We start from the raw sequence: 17,290 nt of genomic DNA on the forward strand, positions 1-17,290 counted from the left end.
TATGCGCACCAGTCACGGACTGATGGTTATATAGACATAGGCTGACTTGTTCAGCGCGAGATTAAATTCTGCCGGATGATTTACGTTAACGTGTTGAATCTGGCTGAAAAATAAAGTTGATAATGAGGTCCGTGAATGCCCCGCAGCACCTGGTTCAAAGCAGTACTGTTGTTTGTTGCCCTTTGGGCCCCCTTAAGTCAGGCAGAAACGGGATGGCAGCCGATTCAGGAAACCATCCGTAAAAGTGATAAAGATAACCGTCAGTATCAGGCTGTGCGTCTGGATAACGGCATGGTGGTATTGTTGGTTTCTGACCCGCAGGCGGTAAAATCCCTTTCTGCACTGGTGGTGCCCGTTGGATCGCTGGAAGATCCCGAGGCTTATCAGGGGCTGGCACATTATCTTGAACATATGAGCCTGATGGGGTCGAAAAAGTACCCGCAGGCTGACAGTCTGGCCGAATACCTCAAAATGCACGGTGGCAGTCATAACGCCAGCACGGCACCGTATCGCACCGCTTTCTATCTGGAAGTGGAAAATGACGCCTTACCAGGGGCGGTAGACCGCTTGGCGGACGCCATTGCGGAACCTTTACTCGACAAGAAATATGCCGAACGTGAGCGTAATGCAGTGAACGCCGAATTAACTATGGCGCGCACGCGTGACGGGATGCGTATGGCGCAGGTCAGCGCAGAAACCATTAACCCGGCCCACCCTGGTGCAAAGTTTTCTGGTGGCAACCTGGAAACCTTAAGCGACAAACCCGGTAATCCGGTGCAGCAGGCGCTGAAAAATTTCCATGAGAAATATTACTCCGCCAATCTGATGAAGGCTGTTATCTACAGTAACAAACCGCTGCAGGAGCTGGCGAAGATGGCGGCGGACACCTTCGGTCGAGTGCCGAACAAAGAGAGCAAAAAACCGGAAATCACCGTGCCGGTAGTCACCGATGCACAAAAGGGCATTATCATTCATTACGTCCCGGCGTTGCCGCGTAAAGTGCTGCGTGTCGAGTTTCGCATCGATAACAATTCGGCGGAGTTCCGTAGTAAAACTGATGAGTTGATTACCTATCTGATTGGCAATCGCAGCCCAGGAACGCTTTCTGACTGGTTGCAAAAACAGGGATTAGTTGAGGGCATTAGCGCCAACTCCGATCCTATCGTCAATGGCAACAGTGGCGTGTTAGCGATCTCTGCGTCCTTAACCGATAAAGGTCTGGCTAATCGCGATCAGGTTGTAGCGGCTATTTTCAGCTACCTCAATCTGTTACGCGAAAAAGGGATTGATAAACAGTATTTCGATGAACTGGCGAATGTGCTGGATATCGATTTCCGTTATCCGTCAATCACTCGTGATATGGATTACGTCGAGTGGCTGGTAGATACCATGATTCGCGTTCCCGTTGAGCATACGCTGGACGCGGTCAATATAGCCGATCAGTATGATGCTAAAGCAGTAAAAGAACGTCTGGCGATGATGACGCCGCAAAACGCGCGTATCTGGTATATCAGCCCGAAAGAGCCACACAATAAAATGGCTTACTTTGTCGATGCGCCGTATCAGGTCGATAAAATCAGCGAGCAAACTTTCGCTGACTGGCAGAAAAAAGCTGCCGACATAGCGCTCTCCCTGCCGGAGCTTAATCCCTATATTCCTGACGATTTCTCGCTGATTAAATCAGAGAAGAAATACGACCATCCAGAGCTGATTGTTGATGAATCCAATTTGCGTGTGGTGTATGCGCCGAGTCGCTATTTTGCCAGCGAACCAAAAGCCGATGTCAGCCTGATTTTGCGTAACCCGAAAGCGATGGACAGCGCCCGTAACCAGGTGATGTTTGCGCTCAATGATTATCTCGCAGGGTTGGCGCTTGATCAGTTAAGCAACCAGGCGTCGGTTGGCGGCATTAGTTTTTCCACCAATGCTAACAACGGCCTTATGGTTAATGCTAATGGTTACACTCAGCGTCTGCCGCAACTTTTTCAGGCTCTGCTGGAGGGCTACTTTAGCTATACCGCTACACCAGAGCAGCTTGAACAGGCGAAATCCTGGTATAACCAGATGATGGATTCCGCAGAAAAAGGCAAAGCGTTTGAGCAGGCGATTATGCCCGCGCAGATGCTCTCGCAGGTGCCGTACTTCTCGCGAGATGAGCGCCGTAAAATTTTGCCCACTATCACCCTGAAAGAGGTGATGGCCTATCGCGACGCCTTAAAATCCGGGGCACGACCAGAGTTCATGGTTATCGGCAACATGACCGAAGCCCAGGCAACAACGCTGGCGCGCGATGTGCAAAAACAGTTAGGGGCTGATGGCTCAGAGTGGTGTCGTAACAAAGATGTCCTGGTCGATAAAAAACAGTCCGTCATTTTTGAAAAAGCTGGTAACAGTACCGACTCCGCACTGGCAGCAGTATTTGTACCGACTGGCTATGATGAATACACCAGTTCAGCCTACAGTTCTCTGTTGGCGCAGATTGTACAACCGTGGTTCTACAATCAGTTGCGTACTGAAGAGCAGTTGGGGTACGCCGTGTTCGCGTTCCCAATGAGCGTGGGACGTCAGTGGGGCATGGGCTTCTTACTGCAAAGTAATGATAAACAGCCTTCGTACCTGTGGGATCGTTACAAGGCCTTTTTCCCAACGGCTGAGGCGAAACTGCGCGCGATGAAGCCAGAAGAGTTCGCGCAAATCCAGCAGGCGGTTATCAGCCAGATGCTACAGGCACCGCAAACGCTGGGCGAAGAAGCATCGAAGTTAAGTAAAGATTTCGATCGCGGCAATATGCGCTTTGATTCGCGTGATAAAATCGTGGCACAGATAAAACTGCTGACGCCGCAAAAACTTGCCGATTTCTTCCATCAGGCAGTGGTCGAGCCGCAAGGCATGGCTATCCTGTCGCAGATTTCCGGCAGCCAGAATGGGAAAGCTGAATATGTGCATCCTGAAGGCTGGAAAGTGTGGGAGAACGTCAGCGCGTTGCAGCAAACAATGCCCCTGATGAGTGAAAAGAATGAGTGATGTCGCTGAGACACTAGATCCTTTGCGCTTGCCCTTACTGGGTGAGCGCCTGATTGAAGCCTCTGCCGGCACAGGCAAAACCTTTACGATAGCAGCGCTCTATTTGCGCCTGTTACTTGGACTAGGTGGTTCTGCTGCCTTTCCCCGCCCGTTGACCGTTGAAGAACTGCTGGTGGTGACCTTTACCGAGGCTGCCACCGCAGAGTTGCGCGGTCGTATCCGTAGCAATATTCATGAGTTGCGCATCGCCTGTCTACGTGAAACCACCGACAACCCTCTGTATGCGCGCCTGCTGGAAGAGATTGACGATAAAGCGCAGGCCGCGCAGTGGCTGCTGTTAGCCGAACGACAGATGGATGAAGCGGCAGTTTTTACCATTCACGGTTTTTGTCAGCGAATGCTCAACCTGAATGCTTTTGAATCCGGTATGTTGTTTGAGCAGCAACTGATTGAAGATGAATCGCTACTGCGCTACCAGGCCTGCGCCGATTTCTGGCGTCGCCACTGCTATCCTCTGCCGCGTGAAATTGCTCAGGTGGTCTTTGAAACATGGAAAGGGCCGCAGGCGTTGCTGCGCGATATTAATCGATATCTGCAAGGGGAAGCGCCAGTTATTAAAGCGCCGCCGCCCGATGATGAAACGCTGGCTTCCCGCCACGCGCAAATTGTGGCGCGTATCGATACCGTAAAACAGCAGTGGCGTGATGCGGTAGGTGAACTGGATGCGCTAATCGAATCTTCAGGTATTGATCGACGCAAGTTTAACCGTAGCAATCAGGCTAAATGGATTGACAAGATTAGCGCCTGGGCAGAAGAAGAGACCAACAGTTATCAGTTGCCGGAGTCGCTGGAAAAATTCTCTCAGCGTTTCTTAGAAGATCGCACAAAAGCAGGGGGCGAGACACCGCGCCATCCGCTGTTTGAGGCGATCGATCAATTACTTGCTGAACCATTATCGATCCGCGATCTGGTGATCACTCGCGCATTAGCTGAGATCCGTGAAACGGTAGCGCGTGAAAAACGCCGCCGTGGCGAACTGGGTTTTGACGACATGTTAAATCGGCTGGATTCCGCGTTGTGTAGCGAAAGCGGAGAGGCGCTGGCGACGGCGATCCGCACGCGATTCCCGGTGGCAATGATCGACGAGTTTCAGGATACCGACCCTCAGCAGTACCGGATTTTCCGCCACATCTGGCACCATCAGCCGGAAACCGCATTGTTACTGATTGGTGATCCGAAACAGGCTATTTATGCGTTCCGTGGTGCGGATATCTTCACCTACATGAAGGCGCGTAGCGAAGTTCGCGCTCATTACACGTTGGATACCAACTGGCGTTCCGCACCAGGAATGGTGAACAGTGTGAACACGCTTTTTAGCCAGACTGATGACGCTTTTATGTTTCGCGAAATACCGTTTATTCCTGTGAAATCAGCCGGGAAAAATCAGGCGCTGCGTTTCGTATTTAAAGGTGAAACGCAGCCTTCGATGAAAATGTGGCTGATGGAAGGCGAAAGCTGCGGCGTTGGCGATTATCAAAGTACCATGGCGCAGGTATGCGCCGCGCAAATCCGCGACTGGCTGCAGGCCGGGCAGCGCGGAGACGCGTTGTTGATGAATGGCGATGACGCGCGTCCGGTGCGTGCTTCAGACATCAGTGTGTTGGTGCGCAGCCGCCAGGAGGCCGCCCAGATACGTGATGCCTTAACGCTGCTGGAAATCCCTTCCGTTTACCTTTCGAACCGCGACAGTGTTTTTGAAACTCTGGAAGCGCAGGAGATGCTTTGGCTGTTGCAGGCAGTGATGACGCCTGAACGTGAAAATACTCTGCGTAGCGCGCTGGCAACGTCAATGATGGGGCTGAACGCGCTGGATATCGAAATGCTGAATAATGACGAACATGCCTGGGATGCAGTCGTTGAAGAGTTCGATGGTTATCGACAAATCTGGCGAAAACGCGGCGTTATGCCAATGCTGCGGGCGCTGATGTCGGCGCGCAACATTGCAGAAAACCTGCTGGCAACGGCGGGTGGTGAGCGGCGTCTTACAGATATTTTACATATCAGTGAATTACTTCAGGAAGCGGGAACGCAGCTTGAAAGTGAACATGCGCTGGTACGCTGGTTATCACAGCATATCCTCGAGCCAGACAGTAACGCGTCCAGCCAGCAAATGCGCCTCGAAAGTGACAAACATCTGGTGCAGATTGTTACGATCCACAAGTCGAAAGGACTGGAGTATCCGCTAGTCTGGTTGCCATTTATTACCAATTTCCGCGTCCAGGATCAGGCGTTCTATCACGATCGTCACTCATTTGAGGCTGTTCTGGATCTTAACGCTGCGCCAGAAAGCGTCGATCTCGCTGAGGCCGAACGTCTGGCGGAAGATCTGCGTTTGCTTTATGTGGCGCTGACGCGTTCGGTCTGGCATTGCAGTCTTGGCGTCGCGCCACTGGTGCGCCGTCGAGGCGATAAAAAAGGTGACACCGACGTCCATCAAAGTGCGCTCGGACGCTTGCTGCAAAAAGGGGAACCAAAGGATGCGGCAGGACTTCGCGCCTGTATTGAAGCATTGTGCGATGAGGATATTGCCTGGCAAACGGCACAAACCGGTGATAATCAGCCCTGGCAGGTTAATGATGTTTCTACAGCAGAACTGAATGCGAAGACGTTACAACGTTTACCTGGCGATAACTGGCGGGTCACCAGCTACTCTGGTTTGCAGCAGCGTGGTCACGGTATCGCTCAGGATTTGATGCCACGGCTGGATGTTGACGCCGCAGGTGTGGTCAGCGTCGTTGAAGAACCGACGTTAACACCGCATCAGTTTCCGCGCGGAGCGTCACCGGGGACGTTCTTGCACAGTTTGTTTGAGGATCTGGATTTTACCCAGCCGGTTGAGCCTGACTGGGTGCGGGAAAAACTGGAACTTGGCGGTTTTGAAGCGCATTGGGAACCGGTGTTGACCGAGTGGATCATGGCTGTTCTCCAGGCACCGCTCAATGAAACGGGAGTCAGCCTGAGTCAGCTTTCCGCCCGCGATAAACAGGTGGAGATGGAATTTTATCTGCCAATTAGTGAACCGCTCGTCGCCAGCCAACTTGATGCGCTAATCCGCCAGTTTGACCCGCTTTCTGCTGGCTGCCCGTCGCTGGAGTTCATGCAGGTGCGTGGCATGTTAAAAGGCTTTATCGACCTGGTGTTTCGCCACGAAGGGCGTTATTACCTGCTCGACTATAAATCCAACTGGCTGGGTGAAAACAGCTCAGCATACACCCAACAGGCTATGGCAGCGGCGATGCAAGCACACCGCTATGATCTGCAATATCAGCTTTATACCCTGGCATTGCATCGTTATCTGCGCCATCGCATTGCTGATTACGACTATGAGCGCCACTTTGGCGGCGTTATCTATCTGTTCCTGCGCGGCGTTGATAAAGAGCATCCGCAACAAGGGATTTACGCGACCCGCCCCGATGCCGGGTTGATTGCCCTGATGGATGAGATGTTTGCTGGTATGACCCTGGAGGAGGCGTAATGAAATTGCAAAAGCAATTACTGGAAGCTGTGGAGCACAAACAGCTACGCCCGCTGGACGTGCAGTTTGCCCTGACCGTGGCGGGTGATGAACATCCCGCCGTCACCCTTGCGGCGGCACTGTTAAGTTATGATGCCGGGGAAGGACATGTCTGTTTGCCGCTTTCACGGCTGGAGAACAACGAAGCCTCGCACCCGCTCCTGGCGACCTGCGTCAGTGAAATCGGTGAGCTACAAAACTGGGAAGAGTGTCTGCTGGCTTCACACGCGGTCAGCCGGGGAGATGAACCTACACCAATGATCCTTTGTGGCGATCGTCTCTATCTCAACCGCATGTGGTGTAACGAGCGCACGGTGGCGCGCTTTTTCAATGAAGTGAATCATGCCATTGAGGTTGATGAAGCTCTACTGGCGCAAACCCTGGACCAACTTTTTCCAGTAAGCGATGACATTAACTGGCAAAAAGTGGCGGCAGCGGTGGCGCTGACGAGGCGGATCTCGGTGATTTCCGGTGGCCCCGGCACCGGTAAAACGACCACCGTGGCGAAGTTGCTGGCGGCGTTAATTCAGATGGCCGACGGTGAACGTTGTCGCATCCGTTTGGCTGCGCCGACGGGGAAAGCCGCCGCGCGCTTAACCGAATCACTTGGCAAAGCTTTGCGCCAGTTACCGCTGACGGATGAACAAAAGAAACGTATTCCGGAAGATGCCAGCACTCTGCACCGCTTGCTGGGCGCGCAGCCGGGCAGTCAGCGTTTACGCCATCATGCGGGTAACCCATTGCATCTTGATGTGTTGGTGGTCGATGAAGCGTCAATGATCGATCTGCCCATGATGTCACGATTGATCGACGCATTGCCCGATCATGCCAGAGTGATCTTTCTTGGCGACCGTGATCAACTGGCCTCTGTTGAGGCTGGGGCTGTTCTTGGCGATATTTGCGCTTATGCCAATGCGGGCTTTACCGCAGAACGAGCGGAGCAGCTAAGTCGCCTGACGGGGAGCTACGTTCCTGCGGGCAGTGGCACAGAGGCGGCATCTTTGCGCGATAGTCTCTGCCTTTTGCAAAAAAGTTACCGTTTCGGCAGCGATTCTGGCATTGGTCAGCTCGCGGCGGCTATCAATCGCGGCGATAAAACGGCAGTAAAAACCGTTTTTCAGCAGGATTTTACTGATATCGAAAAACGGATTTTACAGAGTGGCGAAGATTATATTGCGATGCTTGAGGAAGCTCTTGCGGGTTACGGACGCTATCTGGATCTGCTGCAAGCGCGTGCCGAGCCGGATTTAATTATTCAGGCATTCAATGAATACCAGCTTTTGTGCGCCCTGCGGGAAGGGCCGTTTGGCGTAGCCGGGCTGAATGAGCGAATTGAGCAGTTTATGCAACAGAAGCGAAAAATCCATCGCCATCCGCACTCGCGTTGGTACGAAGGCAGGCCGGTGATGATTGCCCGCAATGACAGCGCCCTTGGGTTGTTTAATGGTGATATTGGTATTGCACTGGATCGCGGGCAAGGAACGCGCGTCTGGTTTGCAATGCCGGACGGTAATATCAAGTCAGTGCAACCAAGTCGTTTACCGGAACACGAAACCACGTGGGCGATGACGGTACATAAATCGCAGGGTTCTGAGTTCGACCATGCGGCGTTGATTTTGCCGAGCCAGCGCACGCCGGTCGTGACGCGAGAGCTGGTTTACACCGCAGTGACCCGTGCGCGTCGCCGTTTATCGTTGTATGCCGATGAGCGCATATTAAGTGCGGCAATCGCCACACGTACCGAGCGGCGTAGCGGACTGGCAGCGTTATTTAGTTCGCGGGGATAAACGCGAATGCCTGATGCGACGCATGCGCGTCTTATTATGCCCCCGGGCATTGCGCATATCGCATCTGGCGATTTCAACTACTTACCCTAAATCCGCCATCAACGTCTTCGACTTGACGTAGGTCGGATAAGGCGTTCACGCCGCATCCGACGATGAGCGTCAATGCCTGATGCGATGCTAGCGTGTTTATCATGCCCCCGGAAATTGCGCATATCGCATCTGGCGATTTCAACCACTTACCCTAAATCCGCCATCAGCACTTTGGATTTACGCTGATAGTTGTACATCTGCTTTTTGCTCTCTGGCAGTGAATCAATATCCACCGGGGTAAAACCACGCTCCTGGAACCAGTGAATACTGCGCGTGGTCAGCACAAATAATTTGCTTAAGCCGCTTTGCCTGGCCTGGGCTGCGATACGCTCCAGCAGGACTTCACCACGGGAAGAACTGCGGTAATCCGGGTGTACCGCCACGCAGGCCATTTCGCCAATTTTCTCTTCCGGGAACGGATAGAGCGCAGCGCAGGCAATAGTTGTGTTATCGCGCTGAATAATGGTGAATTTGTCGATTTCCATCTCCAGTTGTTCCCGAGAACGACGCACCAGAATACCTTGCTGCTCCAGCGGGCGGATCAACTCCAGAATACCGCCGATATCATTGATTGTTGCGCGACGAATCTGCTCGGCGCTTTCCATCACAATTTGCGTACCGATACCGTCACGTGAGAACAGCTCTTGTAGCAGCGCGCCATCTTCCTGATAACTGATTAAATGACAGCGACGAACACCGCTGCGGCAAGCCTTCACTGCACCACGTAAAAAGCGCACCGTACCGGAGTTGTAATCGCCTTTCTCTTCCTGAGCTTCTACCCGCGATTGCGCTTCGTTGGGGAAAAGCTCGGAGACGATGTCACCGTCGTCATTGGTGACCCCCTGTGAAGAGCAAAAACCAATCATCTTCTCGGCTTTCAGCTTGATGGCGAGTTGAGTGGCAATCTCTTCCGAGGTCAGGTTAAAACTCTCGCCAGTGACCGAAACCGCCACCGGCCCCATCAGCACAATTGCACCGCTGTCCAGTTGGCGATGAATCGCTTCTTCGTCAATCCGCCGGATGCGCCCGCTATGACAGTAATCCACGCCGTCATCGACGCCCAGCGGCTGGGCAATAATAAAATTGCCACTGACGACGTTGATATGCGCTCCCTGCAATGGCGTGTTATTAAGGCTCATCGACAGGCGTGCAGTGATGTCCAGTTGTAATGTCCCCGCAGCCTGCTTCACCAGTTCCAGTGTTTTGCCGTCGGTCACACGTATATTTTTGTGATACAGCGGTTCGTGGCGATGCGCTGCCAGATTCGCATCTATTTGTGGACGCGCGCCATAGACCACGACCAGACGGATGCCGAGGCTGTGCAGCAACCCGATATCATTAACGATACTGGAGAAATTTTCATGCTCAATGGCTTCACCGCCGAGCATGATGACAAACGTTTTCCCCCGGTGGGTGTTGATATAGGGAACCGAATGGCGGAATCCCTCGACCAGCTCGGTTTTACGTTCCTTCACCACGGCACACCTCTTTGCATGATTATTCGAAATTAATGTATTTTTATTCTGTTTTTTTGCCGTGTGCAAGTGCAAATTTTATGCGTGAACATTTTTTTTATCAGTAATGCCGTGAATATAAAAAGAATGTTTACCGTTTTATAGATGACAGAATATGCGTCTTTCGCTAAAGTTTCCGGTCAAATTGGTCGTTTACTTGTTACACAGCTTAGATTTATTTGCTCGGGAGAGGCATGTCGGGATCCAACACTGCAATCAGCCGTCGTCGTTTACTGCAAGGCGCGGGTGCCATGTGGCTATTGAGCGTAAGTCAGGTGAGTCTGGCTGCGGTCAGTCAGGTCGTGGCGGTGCGCGTCTGGCCTGCGTCCAGCTATACCCGTGTAACGGTAGAATCAAATCGTCAACTGAAATATAAGCAGTTTGCGTTGAGTAACCCTGAACGCGTGGTAGTGGATATCGAAGATGTAAACCTGAACTCGGTGCTTAAGGGGATGGCTGCGCAAATTCGTGCTGACGACCCGTTCATCAAGTCTGCACGCGTCGGGCAATTTGATCCGCAAACCGTGCGGATGGTTTTTGAGTTAAAGCAAAACGTAAAACCGCAGATGTTTGCCCTCGCGCCAGTTGCCGGGTTTAAAGAGCGTCTGGTGATGGATCTCTACCCGGTCAATGCCCAGGATATGCAGGATCCACTGTTGGCACTGCTGGAGGATTACAACAAAGGCGATCTCGAAAAGCAGGTGCCGCCTGCGCAGAGTGGCCCACAGCCTGGCAAGGCTGGGCGCGATCGTCCTATTGTCATCATGCTTGATCCGGGCCATGGCGGCGAAGACTCCGGCGCGGTGGGGAAATACAAAACGCGTGAAAAAGACGTGGTATTGCAAATTGCCCGCCGTCTGCGCTCTCTGATCGAGAAAGAGGGCAATATGAAGGTGTACATGACGCGTAATGAAGACATCTTCATTCCGTTGCAAGTGCGTGTAGCAAAAGCACAGAAACAACGTGCTGACCTTTTTGTTTCTATCCATGCAGATGCCTTTACCAGCCGCCAGCCGAGCGGTTCTTCCGTGTTTGCGCTTTCGACCAAAGGCGCGACCAGTACTGCGGCAAAATATCTGGCACAAACTCAGAACGCCTCGGATTTGATTGGTGGCGTGAGCAAAAGCGGTGACCGCTATGTCGACCACACCATGTTCGATATGGTGCAGTCGCTGACCATTGCCGACAGCCTGAAGTTTGGTAGGGCAGTCCTGAATAAACTTGGCAAAATCAACAAGCTGCATAAGAATCAGGTTGAGCAGGCCGGGTTTGCTGTACTGAAAGCGCCAGATATTCCATCTATTCTCGTCGAAACGGCGTTTATCAGTAACGTTGAGGAAGAGCGCAAACTGAAAACGGCGACTTTCCAGCAGGAAGTTGCAGAGTCTATCCTCGCGGGGATTAAAGCGTATTTTTCTGATGGGGCGACGCTGGCGAGAAGGGGATAGTAAAAAAGCGCTGAATAGCGCTTTTTTTATGGAAGAGCAGAAATAAAAAAACACCCATAAGGGTGCTTAATAATTGGTTGCGGGGGCCGGATTTGAACCGACGACCTTCGGGTTATGAGCCCGACGAGCTACCAGGCTGCTCCACCCCGCGTCACCGTACTGCTTTTACTTCGTCAAATTTTGATTGGTTGCGGGGGCCGGATTTGAACCGACGACCTTCGGGTTATGAGCCCGACGAGCTACCAGGCTGCTCCACCCCGCGTCCGTGGATGCGCACTATACTCCGCTCGCGTTTTCATGCAACCTTTTTTTTACCCGGATCACGGAATTGGGATGTTTTTGAACAAAAACAAACCACTAAAGCCTATTTTTTGTGCAAAATTTGCGTCAGGGAGCGGCTACGCATTTCATTAAACCCAACGGTTTGTTATCTTCGTTGCGCCTTATTTTTTAACCTGAAGAAGAGAACAATGAAAGGACGTTGGGTAAAGTACCTTCTTATGGGCGCAGTCGTAACGATACTTGCCGCCTGCTCCTCCAAACCAACCGATCGCGGACAGCAATATAAAGACGGGAAATTTACCCAGCCTTTCTCTCTGGTGAACCAGCCAGATGCCGTTGGCGCGCCAATTAACGCCGGTGATTTTGCCGAGCAAATTAACCATATCCGTAACGCGTCGCCGCGTCTGTATGGCAACCAGAGTAATGTTTATAACGCGGTGCAGGAGTGGCTGCGCGCAGGTGGTGATACCCGCAATATGCGTCAGTTTGGTATTGACGCCTGGCAGATGGAAGGGGCGGATAACTACGGCAACGTGCAGTTTACGGGTTACTACACACCGGTAATTCAGGCGCGCCATACTCGCCAGGGCGAGTTTCAGTACCCTATTTACCGTATGCCGCCAAAACGCGGTCGTCTGCCGTCTCGTGCGGAGATCTACGCGGGGGCACTGAGCGATAAATATATCCTTGCTTACAGCAACTCTCTGATGGATAACTTCATTATGGATGTGCAGGGGAGTGGATATATCGATTTTGGCGATGGCAGCCCGCTTAACTTCTTCAGCTATGCCGGAAAGAACGGTCATGCCTATCGCAGTATTGGTAAGGTTTTGATCGATCGTGGCGAAGTGAAAAAAGAAGATATGTCGATGCAGGCGATTCGTCACTGGGGTGAAACGCACAGTGAAGCCGAAGTTCGCGAACTGCTGGAACAGAATCCATCTTTCGTCTTCTTTAAACCGCAATCTTTCGCGCCGGTGAAAGGGGCAAGTGCAGTGCCGCTGGTTGGCCGTGCGTCGGTTGCCTCTGATCGTTCGCTTATCCCACCAGGTACTACCTTGCTGGCAGAAGTGCCGCTGCTGGATAATAACGGCAAATTCAATGGTCAGTACGAACTGCGTCTGATGGTGGCTCTGGATGTCGGTGGCGCAATCAAAGGCCAACACTTCGATATCTATCAGGGGATTGGCCCTGAAGCTGGCCACCGCGCCGGTTGGTACAATCACTATGGTCGTGTCTGGGTGCTGAAAACGGCCCCGGGCGCAGGTAACGTTTTTAGCGGCTGATGTGATATTCTGTACGCCGTTTTTACGGATAAGCCAGGTGAGGGATAACCTCACCCTTTTTAATTCTGAGGTGCTATGTCTGTTGTAATAAGTGATGCCTGGCGTCAGCGTTTTGGCGGCACAGCGCGTCTGTATGGTGAAAAAGCGTTGCAACTGTTTGCTGATGCGCATATTTGTGTCGTCGGTATCGGTGGTGTCGGTTCCTGGGCGGCGGAAGCTCTGGCGCGAACGGGGATTGGCGCAATCACACTTATTGATATGGATGATGTGTGCGTCACCAATACTAATCGGCAAATTCACGCGCTGCGCGATAACGTCGGGCTGGCAAAAGCTGAAGTGATGGCGGAACGTATTCGCCAGATTAACCCGGAGTGCCGGGTAACGGTGGTGGATGATTTTGTGACGCCGGATAACGTAGCGCAATATATGAGTGCCGGTTATTCGTATGTGATTGATGCCATTGATAGCGTGCGACCTAAAGCGGCGCTGATCGCTTATTGCCGTCGCAATAAAATCCCATTGGTCACGACCGGTGGCGCAGGCGGGCAGATTGATCCGACGCAGATTCAGGTTACTGATCTGGCAAAGACAATTCAGGATCCGCTGGCGGCGAAACTGCGCGAGCGCCTGAAAAGTGATTTTGGCGTGGTGAAAAACAGTAAAGGTAAGCTCGGCGTGGACTGCGTTTTCTCTACCGAAGCACTGGTGTACCCGCAGTCAGACGGTACGGTGTGTGCGATGAAAGCCACGGCAGAAGGGCCGAAGCGGATGGATTGCGCGTCAGGATTTGGCGCGGCAACGATGGTAACCGCCACCTTTGGTTTTGTTGCGGTTTCTCATGCGCTGAAGAAGATGATGGCGAAAGCGGCGCGTCAGGGGTAAACATTAGGTCGGAGGCGACGTCTGGTGCGTCTTATCCGACCTTGAACGTGCAACATCAAGCTTGCTTCGCCGCCGCGATAATCGCCTCGCTTAACGCATTCAGCCCTTGACTGCGTGAGGCTCTAAGTTGCGCACGCAATCCCAGCTCATCAAACAATGCCAGCGGCGACTGTGCCTGTAACTCGGCAGCGGTTTTCCCCTCCACTGCGGTCAACAACACGGCCAGCAGACCGCGCACAATGCGTCCTTCGCTATCACCAAAGAAATGCATCTTGCCGTTTTCAGCGACGCTATACCCCAACCAGACGCGGTTTTCGCATCCGGCAATCTCTTTGGCCTGCGCTTTTAACTCGTCTGGCAAAGCAGGAAGCTGTTTCCCCAGCATAATCAACTGGCGATATTTATCTTCCCATTGCGTCAGCGGCGCGAAAGTGTTGTGTAACGACTCTGCCGTTACGGTTGTGCCGAACGGATGTCCGGCGAATTGCGGGTTCGTCATTAATCCACCAATAATTCCAGTGCGCGGTCAACGGCGTTCACCAGCGCATCCACATCACTCTTTGTATTATATGGCGCAAAAGAGGCGCGCAGAGTGCCGGTTACGCCTAATTCTGCCAACAGTGGCTGAGCGCAATGCTGCCCGGCGCGTAGGGCAATGCCATACTCCGCCAGCAGCGTTACCATATCGCTATGATGAACACCGGCGAAATCAAAGGCCAGCAGGCTGGAGTCCTGACAGCGGAATGAACGAAAGCCAGGACGTTTTGCCAGCGCCTCTTCTGCAAGCGTCGCCAGACTGCGACTCCAGCTTTCTGCCTGGTTGATATCATAATCTGCCAGCCATTCCAGCGCCGCGCTTAACCCAATGACGCCTGCGACGTTGGGCGTTCCGGCTTCCAGTTTCCACGGCGCAGATTGAGTGGTGAAGCCGTCAAAACTGACTTCGTGGATCATTTTGCCGCCGCCCAGCCAGGGCGACATTGCTTCCAGCAGTTCTGGTTTGCCATACAGCACGCCGATACCTGTCGGGCCATAAAGTTTGTGACCTGAAAAAGCGTAGAAATCGATATCCAGTTGCTGAACATCGGCAGGGAAATGCACCGCCCCCTGAGCTCCATCAACCATCACCACCATTCCGGCGGCGTGGGCAAACGTAATCGCTCTCGCCAAATCCGGGCAACCACCGGTGACGTTCGACATCTGGCCCAGCGCCAGAATCCGGCTACGAGGCGTCATTAGCGCTGGCAATAAATCGACATCCGGCAACCGCTGCGCATTAAGCGGCAGTTTCACCACTTTGGCTCCAGTTTGTTGGGCGACCATCAGCCAGGGAACAAGATTGGCGTGATGTTCTGCCACACTGACAATAATTTCATCGCCTGGTTGCAGGCGTGGACGGGCATAACATTGCGCCACCATGTTAATAGATTCGGTGGTGCCACGTGTCCAGACAATAGTTTTGTCATCCGATGCATTCAGCAGTTGGGCGACTTTCTCCCGCGCGGCCTCATAACGTGCGGTTAACCGTTGGGCTTCGGCGTACTGGCTGCGATGCACGTTTCCAGCACTCAGGCTATAGAACTGCCGGGTTGCCTCAATAACGGCTTCGGGTTTGAGCGCAGTAGCGGCGCTGTCGAGATAGACGCCCGCATCCTGTAATGCGGGAAAGTGCGCGCGAAACGGCGCGGGATTAAAAACGTTCATGGTACTCCTCGGCTTGATAAACCGATCGTGGCGCAAAATTCACTTCGACACAAGGATAGCCCTAACCTTCGGATTCATCTGGATATCCAGGCGAAAGCGACTCGGTCGCTTATGCTTAATAGTGTTAGGCGTTAATTTTAGCCTGTTAATGAATTTTTATTGCGAGTGAATAATCGCTTTAAGGAGAAGAAGATGAAAAAGACTGCCGCAATTATCTCTGCCTGTATGCTGACTTTTGCCCTTAGTGCCTGTTCCGGTTCAAACTATGTCATGCACACCAACGATGGACGCACCATTGTTGCCGATGGCAAACCGATGACGGATGATGAAACCGGTATGATTTCTTATAAAGACGCTAATGGCAACAAACAGCAGATCAACCGCACTGACGTGAAAGAGATGGTCGAACTGGATCAGTAATTCACGATCGCAAGGTAAAAAAAAGCACCGCAATTAGGCGGTGCTACATTAATCACTATGGACAGACAGGGTAAATGTACAGGAAGTGAAAAAAGGTAGCTTTGCTACCATGGTCTGAATCGCAGACCAATTGCAAACACAACAACACAACATCACAACCGTAAGCCAAAAGTTCACCAGAACACGCATTCCGATAAAACTTTTCGTTCCGGCTCAGGAAGTGCCGCCACTATAGGTATTTGCTGGTAGAAGCTCAACGGACAAATTATAATGGCCCAGATAAAAAAAACTAATAGGTTACATACTGTGATCTAATTGTTAAATTCATTTAACATCAAAGTTTAAAAGCCATGTCAAAACGATTACCACCGCTAAATGCCTTACGAGTTTTTGATGCCGCCGCACGCCATTTAAGCTTCACACGTGCAGCAGAAGAGCTTTTTGTGACTCAGGCCGCAGTAAGTCATCAAATCAAGTCACTTGAGGACTTTTTGGGACTAAAACTGTTCCGTCGTCGTAATCGTTCACTTCTGTTGACCGAGGAAGGGCAAAGCTATTTCCTCGATATCAAAGAGATATTTTCGCAATTAACTGAAGCAACGCGTAAACTCCAGGCCCGTAGCGCCAAGGGTGCGTTGACGGTCAGCTTACTCCCCAGTTTTGCCATCCACTGGCTGGTGCCGCGACTTTCCAGCTTTAATTCAGCTTATCCGGGAATCGATGTTCGAATCCAGGCGGTCGATCGTCAGGAAGATAAACTGGCGGACGACGTTGATGTCGCTATATTTTATGGCCGTGGCAACTGGCCAGGGCTGCGGGTGGAAAAGCTTTACGCCGAATACCTGTTGCCAGTATGTTCGCCTTTGCTATTAACCGGTGAAAAACCCTTGAAGACCCCGGAAGATCTGGCTAAACATACGTTATTACACGATGCGTCCCGTCGTGACTGGCAGACATATACCCGCCAGTTGGGGTTAAATCATATTAACGTTCAGCAAGGACCGATATTCAGCCATAGCGCCATGGTGCTACAAGCTGCCATTCATGGGCAGGGTGTGGCGCTGGCAAATAACGTGATGGCGCAATCTGAAATCGAGGCTGGACGTCTTGTCTGCCCGTTTAATGATGTTTTGGTCAGTAAAAATGCTTTTTATCTGGTATGTCATGACAGTCAGGCAGAACTGGGTAAAATAGCCGCCTTTCGCCAATGGATCCTGGCGAAAGCCGCTGCTGAACAAGAAAAATTCCGCTTTCGTTATGAACAATAATTTACGTAGGG

General features: G+C 52.1%; 11 protein-coding genes and 2 tRNA genes. 8 read left to right on the forward strand and 5 right to left on the reverse strand.

The annotated features are described in order from the left end of the window. Positions 1 to 135: 135 nt before the first annotated feature. The 3 genes from ptrA to recD are packed head-to-tail and all read left to right on the forward strand — an operon-like array spanning position 136 to position 8,385. Entirely contained in the window at positions 136 to 3,024 is a 2,889-nt protein-coding gene (gene ptrA / locus BEA93_RS01520) for a pitrilysin (protein WP_105224344.1), read from the forward strand. Next, positions 3,017 to 6,559: an exodeoxyribonuclease V subunit beta gene (recB, locus tag BEA93_RS01525; RefSeq protein ID WP_105224343.1), complete on the forward strand. Its 3,543-nt coding sequence runs from the start codon at positions 3,017 to 3,019 to the stop codon at positions 6,557 to 6,559. Before ptrA ends, recB begins: the two co-directional genes overlap by 8 nt. Then, positions 6,559 to 8,385, forward strand: coding sequence for an exodeoxyribonuclease V subunit alpha (gene recD, locus BEA93_RS01530; protein WP_000775997.1), 1,827 nt, complete (start codon positions 6,559 to 6,561; stop codon positions 8,383 to 8,385). The genes recB and recD overlap by 1 nt, the downstream gene beginning before the upstream one ends. Positions 8,386 to 8,621: 236 nt before the next feature. On the opposite strand, the gene argA is transcribed toward recD, so the two are convergent. Then, positions 8,622 to 9,953, reverse strand: coding sequence for an amino-acid N-acetyltransferase (gene argA, locus BEA93_RS01535; RefSeq protein ID WP_000237970.1), 1,332 nt, complete (start codon positions 9,951 to 9,953; stop codon positions 8,622 to 8,624). Between the two features lie 230 nt (positions 9,954 to 10,183). Between argA and amiC the strand changes: the two genes are divergently transcribed. Next, positions 10,184 to 11,437, forward strand: a complete 1,254-nt coding sequence (gene amiC, locus BEA93_RS01545) for an N-acetylmuramoyl-L-alanine amidase AmiC (RefSeq protein ID WP_000016909.1) — start codon at positions 10,184 to 10,186, stop codon at positions 11,435 to 11,437. Between the two features lie 74 nt (positions 11,438 to 11,511). Here amiC and BEA93_RS01550 read toward each other — a convergent pair. Further along, positions 11,512 to 11,588: transfer RNA gene (locus tag BEA93_RS01550), tRNA-Met, on the reverse strand. A gap of 34 nt (positions 11,589 to 11,622) precedes the next feature. Beyond that, positions 11,623 to 11,699: transfer RNA gene (locus tag BEA93_RS01555), tRNA-Met, on the reverse strand. 208 nt (positions 11,700 to 11,907) lie between these two features. Here BEA93_RS01555 and mltA point away from each other — a divergent pair. Then, positions 11,908 to 13,005: a murein transglycosylase A gene (gene mltA / locus BEA93_RS01565; protein ID WP_000678632.1), complete on the forward strand. Its 1,098-nt coding sequence runs from the start codon at positions 11,908 to 11,910 to the stop codon at positions 13,003 to 13,005. 75 nt (positions 13,006 to 13,080) lie between these two features. Next, the gene (gene tcdA, locus BEA93_RS01570) at positions 13,081 to 13,887 is read left to right on the forward strand and encodes a tRNA cyclic N6-threonylcarbamoyladenosine(37) synthase TcdA (protein ID WP_000117724.1); all 807 of its coding nucleotides are present in this window, start codon (positions 13,081 to 13,083) and stop codon (positions 13,885 to 13,887) included. 55 nt (positions 13,888 to 13,942) lie between these two features. Here the strand turns inward: tcdA and csdE are convergent, their stop codons facing one another. Both csdE and csdA read right to left on the reverse strand, forming a co-directional pair. Then, complete coding sequence (gene csdE, locus BEA93_RS01575; RefSeq protein ID WP_105224758.1) at positions 13,943 to 14,386, reverse strand: cysteine desulfurase sulfur acceptor subunit CsdE; 444 nt, start codon at positions 14,384 to 14,386, stop codon at positions 13,943 to 13,945. Then, a complete protein-coding gene (gene csdA, locus BEA93_RS01580) occupies positions 14,386 to 15,591 on the reverse strand; it encodes a cysteine desulfurase CsdA (protein ID WP_016249142.1) in 1,206 nt (401 codons plus the stop codon). The genes csdE and csdA overlap by 1 nt, the downstream gene beginning before the upstream one ends. Positions 15,592 to 15,783: 192 nt before the next feature. Here csdA and BEA93_RS01585 point away from each other — a divergent pair, with 192 nt between their 5' ends. Both BEA93_RS01585 and gcvA read left to right on the forward strand, forming a co-directional pair. Next, on the forward strand, positions 15,784 to 16,011 hold the full coding sequence (locus BEA93_RS01585; protein ID WP_000750396.1) for a YgdI/YgdR family lipoprotein: 228 nt from the start codon (positions 15,784 to 15,786) through the stop codon (positions 16,009 to 16,011). 350 nt (positions 16,012 to 16,361) lie between these two features. Beyond that, positions 16,362 to 17,279 (forward strand): glycine cleavage system transcriptional regulator GcvA, encoded by a 918-nt coding sequence (gene gcvA / locus BEA93_RS01590; RefSeq protein WP_000044401.1) that lies wholly within the window; start codon positions 16,362 to 16,364, stop codon positions 17,277 to 17,279. Positions 17,280 to 17,290: the final 11 nt, after the last annotated feature.

This window comes from Escherichia sp. MOD1-EC5950 (assembly GCF_002965345.1).
Classification (GTDB): Bacteria; Pseudomonadota; Gammaproteobacteria; order Enterobacterales; family Enterobacteriaceae; genus Escherichia; species Escherichia marmotae.